Source organism: Acinetobacter sp. YH16044 (assembly GCF_013417145.1).
Taxonomy (GTDB): domain Bacteria; phylum Pseudomonadota; class Gammaproteobacteria; order Pseudomonadales; family Moraxellaceae; genus Acinetobacter; species Acinetobacter amyesii.
Genome location: NZ_VPEK01000006.1, coordinates 21,913 through 37,501, shown reverse-complemented (window position 1 = coordinate 37,501; position 15,589 = coordinate 21,913). Strand labels below are relative to the sequence as shown.

Sequence of the window (15,589 nt, the reverse complement as noted above, 5' to 3'; positions counted from 1 at the left end):
TTTACGGCGAGAGATGATTTATTTTGTATTTATTCAGTGCAAATACCCGCAACAAATTTGTATTTCATTATAAAAAATCATGCCCTTGATGTAAGATAAAATCCATTACAGATTATATGTATTTCGAGTGAATTTCCTAAATTCGAATACTTGATAAAAAAGGAAGTAAGCATGCAGCAAGAAGTCATCATTGTCGGTGGTGGTATGGTCGGTTTAAGTCTGGCACTCATGTTGGCCAAAGCCAAAATTGGCGTAAAACTTTTAGAAGCCATTAAATACCCAAATTATGATGATGCAAACCTTGCGCCTTATCACTCTAGTTTTGATGCGCGAAACAGCGCCTTGTCACGCCGTACGGTGCAGATTTATCAAGAACTTGGTCTGTGGGATGCTTTGCAAGAACATGCCACGCCTATTTTAGAGGTGAATATTACAGAGCAAGGCAGTTTTGGTAAGGCACGACTAAAAGCAGAACAAGAAAAAGTCGAAAGCTTTGGACAAGTCATTGAAAATGCATGGCTCGGTCGTGTGTTGCTCACAGAAGTCAAAAAACAACCATTAATCGAATTAATTGATGGCGTACAAGTGACTTCACTGATGCAAGATGCAGACTTTGCATATATAGAAGCACAGCGTGCTGAAGAACAGCTCAAACTACAATCTAAAATCGTGATTGCCGCAGATGGCCGTGATTCATTCTGCCGCAAAGCCCTAGGCGTTGGCGCATCAGAACATGACTATGACCAAGTGGCGATTGTCACTACGGTGCAAACCTCTAAACCGCATGCTCATGTCGGTTTCGAGCGCTTTAGTCCACTTGGCCCGTTAGCGCTATTGCCACTTCCGGGTGAATACCGCCGCTCAGTGGTTTGGCCTGTTCCTAAAGGAACTGAAGGCGAGTGGATGGGTGATGAAAATGATCAGCACTTCTTAGATGCCTTACAAGAAACCTATGGCGACCGTGCAGGTAAATTCCAAAAAACGGGTAAACGTTTCAGCTTCCCATTATCCCAAGTGCTTGCAGAAAAACAAGCTGTCGGCCGTGTGGTGCTGATGGGCAATGCAGCGCATACCATTCACCCAGTTGCAGGTCAGGGCTTTAACTTATGTATGCGCGATGCCTATGTACTGCGCCGTTATTTAACAGAGCAAGTTGAAAAAAATGCCGATTTGGGCGATGCAGCTATGCTGCTGGATTATGAAAAATCGCGCCTGACTGATCAGCAGCGGGTGATTAAATTCTGTGATTCAGTTGTTCGTGGTTTTAGCAACCAGAACCCAATTTTAAAACTCATTCGCAATACTGGATTAGTTGCCTTTGACACCATTCCGGGGATTAAGCCTTTGGTCGCGAATTATGCAATGGGGCTAAAAGCATGAGTTTAAATCAAACAAATGTACTGGATGCAGTTATTGTAGGCGGTGGCTTGGTCGGTGGCTTAACGGCATTGCTTTTGGCGCAAGGCGGTGTGCAGGCTACGGTATTGGATGCGGCACCTATTTTGGATGCAGAAAAAACCAAAAGTGTTGCGAATCCTCGAGTTTTGGCGCTCAGTCAAGCCACCATTCATTTACTCAAGACTGTGGGCGTTTGGGAAAAGCTTGCCCGTCAGCAGCCTTATACTGGTATGCAGGTGTGGAATAAAAATGGCTATGGAGAAATCAATTTTGGTCATGTTGCAGATCAAACACCATCAGTTGAGCAAGCTTTAGGTTCAATGGTTGAACCAAGTGTATTGAATTTAGCCATTCAAGAAAACATGCTAGAACAGCTTGAAGACTACCGAACCCAAGTTAAGGTCAGTCGAGTTGAGCGCGGCGTTGGTGTGTGGATCATCCACCTCGCAGATGGTACACAGCTCAAAACAAAACTGGTGATAGGTGCAGATGGTGCAAACTCATTTGTCCGTGAGCAAGCTTTCATCGATCTAGATGTGCTGGACTATAAACAAGCCGGTGTGAGCTGTGCAATAAAAACCGCCCAACCGCATCAGCATGTAGCGCGTCAAATTTTCTTAGAAACTGGGCCTTTGGCATTTTTGCCGATGGCGAGTCTGAAAAAAGAGGAAAGCGGTTATTGGCAATCCATTGTGTGGACCTTACCAGATGATTATGCCGATGAATATGTCGCTTTATCCGATGTGGAATTTACTGCGTTGCTCACTCGAGAAAGCCATCACATGCTCGGCGAGGTCTTAGAAGCAACACCGCGTGCTAAATTTCCATTGAAAGCGCGAGCAGCACAGCAATATGTGCATGATGGTCTGGCGTTGATTGGTGATGCGGCCCATGTGATTCATCCGCTTGCAGGACAAGGCGTGAATATTGGTTGTTTAGATGCAGCAGTGCTTTGCGATGTGCTTTTGACCGATAAAAAACGGGGTGTGTGGGCACATGAACAAAGTTTGAAGCGATATGAACACCGTCGTAAAGGGCAAAACGATGCCATGATGCATAGTATGTCCGCGATTGGTTGGTTAGAAACCACCACTTTTTCACCTGTGGTGTGGGCGCGAAACTTTGGTTTAAAACAAGTGGAAAATCAGACTGTTCTAAAAGATGCGTTTATGGCTCAAGCCAATGGTCTGAGTATTTTAAAAGATACAATCTACGCAGCTTAGGTCAAAGTCTGATATTTTTTAGACAGTCGTATAAACAAGGTTACGATTTTGATTAAAAAAGATACGATTTTTTGATTGTGGGTACTAGTCGAAATGCTCAGAGATTGCTAAATTTCTGTTAATTTAAAACCAGCCATTCGCTGGCAAACAGAAGTCATTCGCGGGGAGAACACAATGACTGATATGAACGATTATGATGATCCAGAAGATTCAGTAGTTGATGAAGATGAAGCACAAGCAGCTGAAAAAGGTGCAGGTGACGCAGCTGATTCTGCCTCTGATGGTGACACCTCTGAAGCTGAAACATTAACAGTGACTGCAAAACTAAAACAACGTCAGGCGCTTGAAGATGAAGTTGCTGCGTTCTTAGCGCGTGGTGGTCGTATTACCGAAGTCCCTCCAGACGAATCGGCAAAAGATTAAAATGAAAAAACACCACGTCATGTGGTGTTTTTTTTTGCTTCATTCGCTTGTGCGATGATGAACGTCATTCATTTTTTAACTCTGTAGCATGTTTGCTCAAGAAGTTAAGTCGTTAATAAGATGTGAAGTCGCTTCAAGCCGTCTTTGGCTTCATATATTTACGACTGATCGCGAAAATAGGATAAAACACAAAATGCAGTAAAAGCAAAAACATACAATTGATAATGAATGCAGCAATATACGGCGGTGCATGCATGGCCGCCACAGCAGCGACAAAAGATTGAAAAAGTAATACCGCACTCAAAATGATATAAGCCCAATAACGATGCCTATCCCAAAATTGGCTCAGTTTCAGTAAATTACCGACTACAAAATAGAGGGAACAATATCCACAGACCATCGCAATCGCGCTATGATCGGCCGTCATTTGCTCGCCACTAATACAGTGCGGATAGGGTTGAATGCCAGTATAAATAATATGTGCAAGGGCGGTGAGCCAAACCAGATTAAAGAGAATGGACATCAGTGGTTTTTTGACAGACAGATTTATGGACATGTTATAACCAACTTTTTTCATTCTATTTAAATTATTGTATGGGATAGCTTATGGAACCCGTAGGTCCCATAAGCGGTTCAAATTAAAAATAAAAAAAATTAAGCTTAATCGTTCGCTTGGGTTAATTCTAAAGCACGTTGATAGGCTACTTTCTTTTTAATTCCAGTTAAATCTGCCGCCAACTGAGAGGCAGCTTTAACGGACAAGTCTTGAAGTAAACGGGTCAACAATTTGTCTAACTTTTCTTGCTCTAGGTTTTTTTCTTCGGTCGCACCACCAATCACCAATACGATTTCGCCTTTTTGCTGATTGTGATCAGATTCGACAAAATGAACCAATTCACCCAACGACATTTTTTTAATGGTTTCAAATGTTTTGGTAATTTCACGTGCAAAGCCTACAGGACGATCGGCACCAAAGACATTCGACATATCTTTTAGGCAATCCACAATACGGTGCGGCGCTTCATAAATAATCATGGTTTGAGTTTCGTCTTTCAGTTTTTCGAGTGCTAAAAGACGTTGTGACTGTTTAGACGGTAAAAAGCCTTCGAAACTAAAACGGTCACTGGGTAGGCCGACAGCACTGAGAGCTGCAATGGCAGCACAGGCACCCGGCACAGGAATGACACGAATATTTTTTTCTTGTGCAGCACGAACCAGTTTAAAGCCGGGGTCACTGATCAATGGTGTGCCTGCATCACTAATCAGCGCCATATTTTCACCCTTTTCTAGGCGTTCAATCAGCTGGTCGATTTTGTTGCTTTCGTTATGGTCGTGGCAGGCAGTTAAAGGCGTATTGATACTAAAATGTTTAAGTAATTGTGCGGAAGTTCGTGTATCCTCGGCGGCAATAATTTTAACCGACTTCAATACCTCAATTGCACGATAACTAATATCATCTAAGTGCCCGATTGGAGTTGCAACAACAAATAACTGAGCACTCATAGGTTTCTCCATGTTGGATAATAAGAACAAAATTTTGGGTCTTTGCCTTTTAAGCAGTCTGTTTACTGCTGCACAGGCAGACGTCTTGGTCATTCTACCTGAATCTGGCCCTATGGCGCGAGCCGCATCCAGTATTAAGCAAGGTTTCAATAGCGCATATCAATCGTCAGACTACAACGTGCCCATTAAGTTTGTAGATTCAAATCAAAAGCAAATTGCAGCGATATTGAAGCAACAGGTAAATAAAAAAACTCAATTGGTGATTGGCCCTTTAGCACGCCAAGATGTTGAAGCACTTGTAAAAGCAAAGCCTAAAGTCCGCGTGTTGGCTTTAAATGAAACGACGAGCCAAATTCCAAACGTCTGGCAGTACAGTCTATCGAAACGTGATGATGCTTTAGCACTCCAAAAAGTCTTCGAAAAAGACAAATTAGCGCAAGTGTTAGTGTTACGTCAGCCCGCAACTGAGGCAGAACATGAATTACTGCTCATGTCCTTAATCAGCCAAAGTTCAGTGCCTATTCAAGTGGTTGAACAACTCCCAACGAAGCTAGACAAAAATCAAGGGGTGCTGTTGCTAGGCAATAATGGATGGATAAACAGTCAAAAAAAACTACCTAAAACAAAACTATATAGCGTCGCCAATGCGATTGAAGCCACTAAGCCCATTCCTGTAGGGCTGAAATTTTGTGATGCACCTGCCTTGCATGACGCGCGTTGGCCTGACCTGATCCGAGCTTATGAGGAAAACCCTGTAGATATGCCATATCAACGTCTTTTAGCTTTTGGCGGAGACACATGGCATATCGCAAAACAATATTTGCAAGAACCGAAATTAAAAAGCATTGAGTTTCAGGGGCGAACAGGGCTAATCAAAATTAGTCAAAACAATATTCAGCGTGTTCCTCACTGCTATGAGCGAAGTAAAAAAGGCATCGTGGCGATCTCACTTTAGGGATGAAACGATGCAGCTAAACTTAGAGCAGATGAATTTGGGACAGATGAATCTGGGGCAGTGGGCAGAACGGCAAGCGCTGCGTTTGGTTGAGCAGCAAGGCTATGTACAGGTGCAACAGAATTATCATAGTCGTTATGGTGAAATTGATTTGATCGTTGCACGTGGTCAAGAATTGGTGTTTATCGAAGTTAAAGCCCGTTCAAATACCCGCTATGCCCAAGCCGTCGAAAGTATTTCCATTCACAAACAACGTAAGATGATGAAGACTGCGTTGCTTTTTTTAAATGAACAGTCACATTTTCAAAATTATTATTGTCGCTTTGATGCAATTTGTTTTGATTTTTATCAACACTTTGCAAAAACACTACAGCAAGATTTTTCTAAATACCCGTATCATCAGCAATGGATTGAAAATGCTTTTACTTTTGATCAAGAGTTGATTAATCTCTGATAAAACAAACTGTGTAAACGCATAGAAAAATACGTGTGGAAATTTGAGGAGTCGTGCTGAGTGGTTAAGCGTATTGCAATAACGATGCTTTGTGTCGCAAGTTTATCTGGCTGTGCGAGTTTTATTTCGAATGGAACAGGATCAGCACCTGTAGGAACTGAAAGCGGCGCACGCTCATTGGGACAAGTTTTTATTGACTCTTCCATTGTTCGAACAGCAAAAATTAACTTATATAAATTAGATACTCGTTTTAAACAGTCACGTGTCAATATTGAAAGTTTTCATGGCAATGTCTTATTGACTGGGCAGGTGCCAGATAATCATTTAAAAGAATTGGCAGAAGAAAATGTCCGTTCAATGAGTGATGTCAAAACTGTACATAACTATATTACAGTGGGTAATCAGATCAGCTATAGCACCATCATGCAAGATACTGCGGTCACTGCGAATACCCGTGGTTTGATTATGAAAGCGCCTGTGGTATCTGACAGCAAAGTACACATTCATACTGAAGATGCTGTTCTTTATGTGATGGGCCGTTTAAACAGTGCGGAAATCACAGACTTAAATCAAATCTTGCAACAAGTGGGTAATGTAACGCGAATTGTCACTTTAATCGATAATATTGATCAGAACCCAAATCCACAGGCACGTTCAATTAACTCAAGTTACACCACACCTGCTGTAGGTAATGTGCAACCTGAAGTACAAACGCCTGTAGCGATAGATCCGGATGCTGTCGATCCAAATGCTCAATAAAATGTCGGAAATGATGCTGTAAAATATGAATCAATGGTCTCTGCGGCTTCAGCAAAAAATGGATTTGGCTAAATCTTTATACCGAAATTTTCGGTTATATGATTTTGGCAGTTATGCATTAAATCGACTGACACCCAAACAAGGATATCATGTTCAAAACAATATCCCTTATGGTCTAAAAGCGCGCCATCGCCTAGATTTGTATCGCACGTCAGCACCTCGTCAGCAACGTCCACTCATCGTGTTTGTACATGGTGGAGCGTGGATGCATGGTGACAAAAAGGATTATGGATTCATTGGTGAAGCTTTTGCCAAAGAAGGCTTCGATGTTGCTGTCATTAATTACCATCTCGCACCTGAATATATTTTTCCGGCTTCAATTGATGATCTTAGCCTTGCATTAAACTATTTGACGCAGTCTCAGCATAAGTTGCAGATTGAAGTGGAAAATGTGGTGTTAATGGGACATTCGGCAGGGGCATTTAATGTCATGTCTGCACTGTATCATCCGACGCCTTATCAGCTACAAGTGAAAGAGAATATTCGTGCAATTGTGGGATTGGCAGGGCCATATCATTTTGATTATAAAGGTGATCCGATTTGTGCAGATGCCTTTGATCAAAATGTACCGTATCAACAAGTGATGCCGTATTATTTTGTTGAGCACAATCAAGTGAAGCATTATCTATTTACTGCGGATAAAGACAATATCGTTGGCTATAGCAATAGTGAAGATTTAGATCGTCGATTAAAAGCCTCAGGCAACCACAGTCAGTTGATTCAAATCCCACGTGTTGGGCACATCACGATGATTGGTTCAGTTTCGAGTTTATTTAGTCGCTTCTTTAAAACCAAAGCTGAAATCATGCGTGTACTCGATGAAATTAGTCCACGCTAGTAGATAGCTTTCATAAGTCAAAAAAATGATCATTAATTCGTAGCAAGATTAATACTGAAAGCCCTTCTTCCTCTAAGATGAGGGAAATTTTTCATATAAATCCTCTCCTTCTTGCGCGTAATTATGCTCATCCTTGAAAAGGAGAGGGAATATTTTTTGTGAATTAAGTATTGATTTAAAATTGATTTATGAAAGAAGTTTAGTGTTTGACGTTAAATACTAATTTAAGTAATAAAAAAAACCACCATATTTTGGTGGTTTTTTTCTTCTTAGATTTGAATTCCAATTAGGCAGATTTCGCGTAAATATTGGCTTGTATCCACAGATTGCCACGAATATATTGCCCAACATTGAAATCTTTATGCGCCGGATTTCGTGTTGCAACACGAACAATCACCGCTTCTTGGTTTTCTTCGTGGATTAAGGTCACATCATACAGCGTATAGTCTTGCTCTTTAAATTGCATGGCAGTTTTGCCAACAATATGCCCTTGGAACCAAGCTTCGTCTTCTTGGCCAAGATTTTCACCATATAGGTATGCAACCATTTTAGAAAAATCGACGGTGACTGGTGCTTTGTCATCTTCAGACTTCGGTTGCCACGCTTTAATCTGTTCGTGTAAGTCTGCAGGGGCAACACCATTATTTGCTGTCAAGATATCGTTTAAAGCACGATGATGTTTTATCGATGCAGGATCGTCAACGACGAGCTGTTCATGTTCAGCGACAGCTTCAAGTTCATAGGCCCAAGCATTGAGTTGCACACTGTAGCTTGCATCTTTTTCATATTGGTCGTGATTGACGCTATATAAACTATCAAAAGCATACACACTGGTATTTGCGCCTAAGTCGAGGCAAAGCACAGCTTGCGTATTGGATTTACAGGTAATAATACGTTCAATGGTGGCTTTGGTTTTATATGGGCTATCAAAACTTGGAAATGCAGTTTTAACGGCTTTAGGTTTATTATTTTCTACCGCAATCACTTGGCACAGTTGAATCGACGCTTGTGATGGACCTTGAATCAGCCAGGTACTTTGATCCATATCAGATTCTTGTGCGCATAAGCCCATCGGCATAATGGGTGCATCCAATGCCTGACCCAGCCAAACTGGTACATCCGTTGTCGGGTTGCCGGTGAGCAAATTCCAATGTTCAACATGACTACCAAAAGTTTGATCTTCAATAGTGATAATTTCAGGGCTATTTTGTTTTTTCATATGCACAATTGATATTGGGTTGGTTTCATAATTAATAAATCGAGGGTTATTTGAAATTTTCAAGTCACCGACGTCATATTTATCATGAAATCATGCATAAAAAATGTTTTCAGTAGGATTTAAATGTAAAAGCATTGGAAAATAAGCCCAAGTTGGACTCATTTTGCAGCTTTTCGATTCTCATAATTAGAGAAATGTAGATCCATTCAGCGGATGCAGATCCCCAAAATGTCATGTAGATTTGTTACTATGAGTCATGTTTAAAAGTGAATGGAAAATCAGTGCTGCCATTTAAATTATGGGTGGATGCAGATGCGTTACCACGCATTTTACGTGATGTGATTATTCGGGCTTCTGATCGTTACCAGTTAGAAGTCACTTTTGTCGCCAATCAAAATGTTGGGATAACGCCTTCGGTGCGGATTAACTCAATTCAAGTCATGAGCGGGGCAGATGCCGCGGATAAAGAAATTATTCAGCGCATGAAAGAGCACGACATCGTGATGACACAGGATATTCCACTTGCTGCTGAAGTGATTGAGCGGGGCGGTATAGCGATACATCCACGCGGTGAGATTTATACCACAGCAAATGTCAAAGCTCGTCTACATTTACGCGACTTTATGGATACATTACGGGGCGCAGGTGTGCAAACTGGTGGTCCAGCACCGATTTCAGAACGAGATAAGCGCGAATTTTCTAGTAGCTTAGATCAAACCATTCAAAAGCAAAAACGAAAAACGGCGCAGAAGTAAAAACCATGCCATCTAAAACAAATCTAGCGACCACCTATGCGTTGTTGGTCTTTATTTGGTCGACCACGCCACTTGCCATCGTTTGGAGTGTCAGTGATATCAATGCGTTTTGGGCACTGACATTACGCTTTTTTATCGCATTACCCTTGGCTGTCGCATTATTGTTTATTTTTAAACATAAACTGCCGATGGATAAAACCTCGCTGCACAGTTATTTGGCGGGGGCGTTTAGTTTTATTGGTTCTCAGATTTTTACCTATATGGCAACGGCCTATCTCAGCTCAGGCATTATTGCCCTGATGTTTGGTTTGGCACCAATTATGACGGGTCTGATCGGTCGTTTCTTCTTTCATACCTATCTGCATCGCTTGCAATGGATTGGGATGTTGATTGCCGTCTGTGGTTTAGCCATTATTTGCTTAGGCGGCAGTGATCAGCATGTACAGCCTGTTGGTATCGTCTTAATGTTAATGAGCGTGTTCGTCTACTGTATGTCGATTTTTTGGGTGAAAAAAGTCAATGCACCTTTGCAGCCCATGTCTCAAGCCACAGGTTCGATTCTTATCTCAGCACTATTTTCTGCCGCGATGCTACCGTTTATATGGCAGTATGCACCGACACAGATGCCTTCAACTAAAGCGCTCATTGGCTTATTTTATGCAGTGATTATGGCTTCATTGATTGCAATGTTTTGTTATTTCAAACTGGTACAAAACATCAAGGCGACAACTTTGTCTTTAACAACGGTACTCACACCCATGCTTGCTATGCTCTTTGGTGCTTTACTGAATGATGAAAAATTATCATTGATGGTTTTACTTGGTGCTGTGATTCTATTATCAGGCTTGTTTGTTTATTTTTATAAAGATTTTCGGGCGAACAGAGAGCTCGCCCACAAATTAAAACATTGATTAAAAATCACTCTTTGTTTTGGGTCAGTGCGATACACTCTGCAAGTTTGACGCGGTCTTGAGGGAGCAGTGTGATAAAATAGGCACCCGTACGGTACAAGTTGCTTTCTTCTTCACGGCTATAAACCACTTGTGCTGTTGCCGCAATATGGAAGAAATTTTCAGGGTGGCTTAAGGTCACATGGATATAAGTACCTTCTTTAATCGCGCGTTCGCTAAAAAAGCTCAAACCAGTCTCTGAAAAATTCACATGCTCAGGCACTGGTAACATGCTTTGTACAATTGCGTCGTATAAAGAACCCGTAATAAGGTTTAACTTTTGGTTAAATAAGGATAAGATTCGAGCAATTTGTTGATCTTTCTCAGCTAATTGTTCTAATTCGTAGTTGAGTGCATGATCAAATTGATCTAATTCAGCAAGTAGTAGAAAATAGCGCGGCAATACAAAATTAGGATCGTAAGGATCATTCAGTGCAACATCATCAGAGATAATCTGATAGTTGATGCGCAAAGCAGCATCGATACGCGACATTACACGGCGTTCAGTTTGAACACTTTGATGCTGTAAATTTTCCATAATATATTACCTCGGACTAGATGGTTATGTTTAAACCAATCTCGCTGTATATAGGGTTGAGATACACTCGCGCTCGGCGCAGTAACCACTTTATTTCTTTTATTGCTCTGGTATCCATGATCGGCCTCACGCTTGGTGTGGCAGTCCTTATTACAGTTTTATCTGTGATGAATGGTTTCGATCGTGAGCTGAAAACTCGTGTCTTAGGAATGATACCTCAAGCCACTGTTTCTTCAACACAAATTTTAACAAATTGGCCTGAACTTGCAAAAAAAATTGAGCAACATGAGCATGTTCAAGGGGTCGCACCATTCACCCAATTACAGGGAATGTTGACGGCACAAGGTCAAGTGTCTGGCATTATGGTCAGTGGGATTGAACCGCAGTATGAAAAAAAGGTATCAATTATCCAAGACCATATGGTGGAAGGCAGTATCGATAACCTGAAAAAAGGTGAGTTTGGTATTGTCCTTGGCAAGCAAATGACAGATGCCTTAGGTTTAGGCTTGAATGACAGTGTGACCTTGGTGCTTCCCGAAGCAACTCCTTCGCCGGCTGGGGTCGTTCCGCGTTTTAAACGATTTAAAATTGTGGGTATTTTCAGTATTGGTGCAGAGGTTGATTCGATGATGGGCTATGTGGCCCTGAACGATGCGTCGACTTTATTAAGACTGCCAGATGGTGCACAAGGCATCCGTATGAAGTTGGATGATATTTTTGCAGCACCACAAGTCTCTCAAGAAATTGTGCGTGATCTACCAGCAAACTTCTATGCTTCAGATTGGACTTATACACACGGCAACCTGTTCAGTGCGATTCAAATGGAAAAGGCAATGGTAAGTTTATTGCTGTTCCTGATTGTATTGGTTGCAGCATTTAATATCGTGTCTTCATTGGTGATGGTGGTCACTGATAAAAAATCCGATATTGCCATTTTGCGTACACTAGGCGCTTCACCGGCTACAATCACGCGGATCTTTATGGTGCAAGGTACAGTGATTGGGGTGATTGGTACGGTGTCTGGGGCAATTTTAGGGATTATCGCTGCATCTAGTATTAGTAATTTAGTTGGTTGGTTGAATACAACACTGGGCTTAAATATGTTTGATGCTTACTTCATTAACTATTTACCGTCTTATTTAAGATGGCAAGATGTTGTGGTGATTGTGTCCTTATCATTGGGTCTTAGCTTTATCGCGACTATTTATCCGGCTTTACGTGCAGCTAAAGTTCAACCTGCAGAGGCTCTACGCTATGAGTAATTTAGTTTTAGATGCCCAAAAAATTACCAAATCTTTTACTGATGGTAAGTCTACAGTCGATGTAATTCGCGGACTTTCATTACAAGTCAAAGCAGGTGAGTTTGTTTCAATTGTTGGTTCAAGTGGCTCTGGTAAAAGTACGTTGTTGCATGTATTGGGTGGCTTGGATCGTCCAACATCGGGTCAAGTGTTGATTAATGGTCAACGCTTTGACACTTTAGGTGAAGCAGAGCGTGGTTATATTCGCAATGAACATTTGGGTTTTGTGTACCAATTTCATCACTTGTTGCCTGAATTTACCGCGTTTGAAAATGTGGCGATGCCATTAATGTTACGTAAGTCGAGTAATTTCAAAGAAGTCAAGCAGCAAGCTGAATACCTGTTGGAACGTGTTGGACTTTCGCATCGTATGACGCACAAACCGGGTGAGCTTTCAGGCGGTGAACGTCAGCGTGTGGCTTTGGCTCGTGCATTGGTAGCAAGACCTAAGTTGATGATGGCTGATGAGCCAACAGGGAACTTAGACCGCAAAACCGCGGTGAGGATTTTTGAGTTGCTGTCTGAGTTACGTAAAGAATTTAACATGGCAATGCTAATTGTGACCCATGATGAATATTTAGCTCAATCTGCTGATGCGATTTTGCATATGCAAGATGGTTTATGGGTAGATGACTAAGCGCTAAATTGATTTTGTAAAAAATTAGTGGATTAAGATTGTTTGATTGAAGCTCACCTCGGTGGGCTTTATTATTGCCAGCACATAATAAAAATAATGACGACTCATGTTACAAAGTTTTTGTATTGGCTGGATTTTAGGTATTTCTTTTATGGGTTTCATGTTTTGGAATCCACAACTCTCGACAGCTCAGTTGCTTTTTATTGTCCTGATTTGGCTAGTGCTACAGCTCTACATTTCACCAAAACTAAAAAGTATCTTTTCGAAAATCTTACAGCTCAGTACAAATCTTTGCATAGGTTCAATTCTCGGTTTTAGTTTCGCCAATACTCAACTCGATCAGCGTTTGGCATTGGTTGAACATCAGAGCAGACAAGGCGAGTTTATTGCGTATATTCCACAGATCAGCCAACTCAAAGACCAAGCAATTCAGCAAAAAATTGAAGTGCTCAATGTGAATCAGCAGATTCAATATTTTATGGCGTATTTACCCAAGTCAATTTTGCAAAATAATGAACAGACGATTCAGTTGGTCCCTGGACAATACTATCGTATGTATGGTGAGTTACGACCTACCCAAAGCTATGTGACCGAAGGTGCATTTGACCAAGAAAGGTGGAGCATACAGCAAAATATACATGCCAGTTTAAAGGTGAAGTCGGTTGAATTGATACCACCTCAACATATGACTGCGATGGGTTATGGCCAGCAATATCAACGACATCAAGGTGTGTTACATCAGTTCAAAATAAAAGTCGAACAGCAGCGTTTATATTTAAGAGCGTTTATATACCAACAACCGCTGCAGAATCATGGCTTGCTGTTAGCGCTGCTTACAGGTGATAAAAGTTTACTCACTGAAGGCACCAGTGAATTATTTCAACGTTTTGGCATGAGTCATTTATTAGCGATATCTGGGCCGCATGTACTGGTTTTTGCCAGCATGCTCTGTTGGGCGATGCAGTTAGGTATCCGTAAATATTGTCCCAAAATTTATCTCAAGTGGCCCAAACAATATGTATTGGTCGTGCCCTTTATATTTTGTGTCCTTCTATATTGTTCATTTACCGGTTTTGAAATACCGGCGCTGAGAACACTGACGATTTGCCTTGTCGCAAGTAGCATGCTTTTGTTACGGCAAACCATTCAGCCTTTTCAACTGCTGGTTTTTAGTGCCGCAATTTTATTGCTTATGGATCCCTTTAGTATTTTATCCGCGGCATTTTGGTTGTCTTATGGCGCATGCTTTATTTTACTGCGGATTTATCAAACCTTAAGGAAGCATTTACTGGCTCAAGCGGAAGCCAGTTTTTGGCAAAAGTTAAAACATTCAATGTGGTTGATGGTGGAATCACAATGGAAAATCTTTATCGCCTTATTTCCATTGATGGTGATTTTTTTCAAGCAAGTCACGTGGATTAGCCCATTAAGTAATTTATTTGCCATCCCGTGGTTAGGGGTAGTGGTGGTTCCTTTAGATATCATCGGAGGGGCACTTTCTTATATTTCTACACCTTTAGCGCATTTGGTTTTTTTATTCAATGATCTGTGTTTAGAAGTGTTACATGTATTTCTCTATGGCTTAGATCGACTCTTTGCACCAAAAATGCAAGATGTCGCATTGACGTCAACTCAAATCATACTGTTGATACTCGTTATAGTAATCTTATTTTTACCTGAAGGTATCTTGCCAAAATATTGGGCGGTCATTGCCTTTTTTGCTCTGTTTATCCCATGGAGAAATTCAGCAAACTTTCAACTTTCAATTTTAGATGTGGGGCAAGGGCAGGCGATCTATATCCGTTCTGTAGATCATCATATGATGGTAGACTTCGGTGGAAACTATGATGAAAGTCAATTTAGTGTTGGGCAAAATATCATCCGGCCATTTTTGAGTGTGCAAGGTGTCCATCGACTAGATCGGGTGTTATTGACTCATTTAGATCAAGACCATAGTGGTGGCTTTTTCTCATTGGAGCAACAGCTTGATATTGGGCAGCTTTCAAGTAATGAGCGGGTACAAACCATAAACCAAGCTCCACAGCGCTTATGTCAGCGTGGTCAGCAGTGGAATTGGGATCAGCAAGTCTATTTTGAAATACTCTCGCCAAAGCCTGAAGATCTGACAGATGCCAAATGGAATGCCAATGAACGCTCTTGTGTACTGTATGTGACGGTCAAAGGCGTCAATGGGCCACGACATTTTCTATTGATGGGGGATGCGGGTTGGGAGACGGAATATCAAATATTAAGTGATTATCCAGACCTAAAAGTCGATGTCTTGGTGCTCGGACACCATGGTAGTCGGCACAGTTCATCCTATGCGTTTTTAAACCATTTTAAGCCCAAGTTGGCGATTGCTTCTGCGGGGCGATTTAATCGTTATGGACATCCTGCAAAGATGACCCAAACACGTCTCAAACAATTAGACATTCCACTTTTGCAAACTGCACAAAGTGGAAGTATCCATTTCAAGCAAAATAAACAACAAATTGAACTAATTGAAGAGCGGCCAAAGTATAAATGGCTCGATCGGTATCGCAGGCTATCTAAAGAATCTGAATAGAAAACTGCTT

General features: G+C 41.4%; 16 protein-coding genes. 12 read left to right on the top strand and 4 right to left on the bottom strand.

All coding sequences use genetic code 11. The features are described from left to right. Positions 1-171 precede the first annotated feature (171 nt). From ubiH to FTV38_RS05875, 3 genes are all read left to right on the top strand, one after another. A complete protein-coding gene (gene ubiH / locus FTV38_RS05885) occupies positions 172-1,380 on the top strand; it encodes a 2-octaprenyl-6-methoxyphenyl hydroxylase (RefSeq protein WP_180021933.1) in 1,209 nt (402 codons plus the stop codon). Then, the gene (locus FTV38_RS05880) at positions 1,377-2,621 is read left to right on the top strand and encodes an FAD-dependent monooxygenase (protein ID WP_180021932.1); all 1,245 of its coding nucleotides are present in this window, start codon (positions 1,377-1,379) and stop codon (positions 2,619-2,621) included. The genes ubiH and FTV38_RS05880 overlap by 4 nt, the downstream gene beginning before the upstream one ends. A 174-nt stretch (positions 2,622-2,795) precedes the next feature. Further along, entirely contained in the window at positions 2,796-3,044 is a 249-nt protein-coding gene (locus FTV38_RS05875; protein WP_078189169.1) for a hypothetical protein, read from the top strand. 133 nt (positions 3,045-3,177) lie between these two features. Here the strand turns inward: FTV38_RS05875 and FTV38_RS05870 are convergent, their stop codons facing one another. Both FTV38_RS05870 and rsmI read right to left on the bottom strand, forming a co-directional pair. After that, positions 3,178-3,600: a hypothetical protein gene (locus FTV38_RS05870; RefSeq protein WP_180021931.1), complete on the bottom strand. Its 423-nt coding sequence runs from the start codon at positions 3,598-3,600 to the stop codon at positions 3,178-3,180. A 104-nt stretch (positions 3,601-3,704) separates the two neighbouring features. Continuing rightward, positions 3,705-4,547: a 16S rRNA (cytidine(1402)-2'-O)-methyltransferase gene (gene rsmI / locus FTV38_RS05865; protein WP_180021930.1), complete on the bottom strand. Its 843-nt coding sequence runs from the start codon at positions 4,545-4,547 to the stop codon at positions 3,705-3,707. A gap of 10 nt (positions 4,548-4,557) precedes the next feature. On the opposite strand from rsmI, the gene FTV38_RS05860 reads away from it, so the two are divergent. From FTV38_RS05860 to FTV38_RS05845, 4 genes are read left to right on the top strand one after another with little or no spacing between them, the layout of a single operon-like run. Further along, positions 4,558-5,502 carry a penicillin-binding protein activator gene (locus FTV38_RS05860; RefSeq protein ID WP_180021929.1) on the top strand — a complete coding sequence of 315 codons (945 nt, stop codon included), beginning with the start codon at positions 4,558-4,560 and terminating at the stop codon, positions 5,500-5,502. 46 nt (positions 5,503-5,548) lie between these two features. Further along, positions 5,549-5,956, top strand: coding sequence for a YraN family protein (locus FTV38_RS05855; protein WP_180021975.1), 408 nt, complete (start codon positions 5,549-5,551; stop codon positions 5,954-5,956). A 60-nt stretch (positions 5,957-6,016) separates the two neighbouring features. Then, positions 6,017-6,715 (top strand): BON domain-containing protein, encoded by a 699-nt coding sequence (locus FTV38_RS05850; protein ID WP_078192932.1) that lies wholly within the window; start codon positions 6,017-6,019, stop codon positions 6,713-6,715. Between the two features lie 25 nt (positions 6,716-6,740). Next, positions 6,741-7,613, top strand: a complete 873-nt coding sequence (locus FTV38_RS05845; protein ID WP_180008944.1) for an alpha/beta hydrolase — start codon at positions 6,741-6,743, stop codon at positions 7,611-7,613. Positions 7,614-7,899: 286 nt separating this feature from the next. Here the strand turns inward: FTV38_RS05845 and FTV38_RS05840 are convergent, their stop codons facing one another. Then, positions 7,900-8,832: a hypothetical protein gene (locus FTV38_RS05840; protein ID WP_168378073.1), complete on the bottom strand. Its 933-nt coding sequence runs from the start codon at positions 8,830-8,832 to the stop codon at positions 7,900-7,902. 266 nt (positions 8,833-9,098) lie between these two features. Here FTV38_RS05840 and FTV38_RS05835 point away from each other — a divergent pair, with 266 nt between their 5' ends. Further along, a complete protein-coding gene (locus FTV38_RS05835; protein WP_372491130.1) occupies positions 9,099-9,587 on the top strand; it encodes a YaiI/YqxD family protein in 489 nt (162 codons plus the stop codon). A gap of 5 nt (positions 9,588-9,592) precedes the next feature. Continuing rightward, a complete protein-coding gene (locus FTV38_RS05830; RefSeq protein ID WP_168378072.1) occupies positions 9,593-10,498 on the top strand; it encodes a DMT family transporter in 906 nt (301 codons plus the stop codon). Positions 10,499-10,505: 7 nt separating this feature from the next. On the opposite strand, the gene FTV38_RS05825 is transcribed toward FTV38_RS05830, so the two are convergent. After that, positions 10,506-11,075, bottom strand: coding sequence for a PilZ domain-containing protein (locus FTV38_RS05825; protein WP_078192054.1), 570 nt, complete (start codon positions 11,073-11,075; stop codon positions 10,506-10,508). Positions 11,076-11,101: 26 nt separating this feature from the next. Between FTV38_RS05825 and FTV38_RS05820 the strand changes: the two genes are divergently transcribed. From FTV38_RS05820 to FTV38_RS05810, 3 genes are all read left to right on the top strand, one after another. After that, positions 11,102-12,337 carry a lipoprotein-releasing ABC transporter permease subunit gene (locus FTV38_RS05820; RefSeq protein WP_078190389.1) on the top strand — a complete coding sequence of 412 codons (1,236 nt, stop codon included), beginning with the start codon at positions 11,102-11,104 and terminating at the stop codon, positions 12,335-12,337. After that, positions 12,330-13,013, top strand: a complete 684-nt coding sequence (gene lolD, locus FTV38_RS05815) for a lipoprotein-releasing ABC transporter ATP-binding protein LolD (RefSeq protein WP_180021928.1) — start codon at positions 12,330-12,332, stop codon at positions 13,011-13,013. Before FTV38_RS05820 ends, lolD begins: the two co-directional genes overlap by 8 nt. 106 nt (positions 13,014-13,119) lie before the next feature. Further along, positions 13,120-15,579, top strand: coding sequence for a DNA internalization-related competence protein ComEC/Rec2 (locus FTV38_RS05810; RefSeq protein ID WP_180021927.1), 2,460 nt, complete (start codon positions 13,120-13,122; stop codon positions 15,577-15,579). Positions 15,580-15,589: the final 10 nt, after the last annotated feature.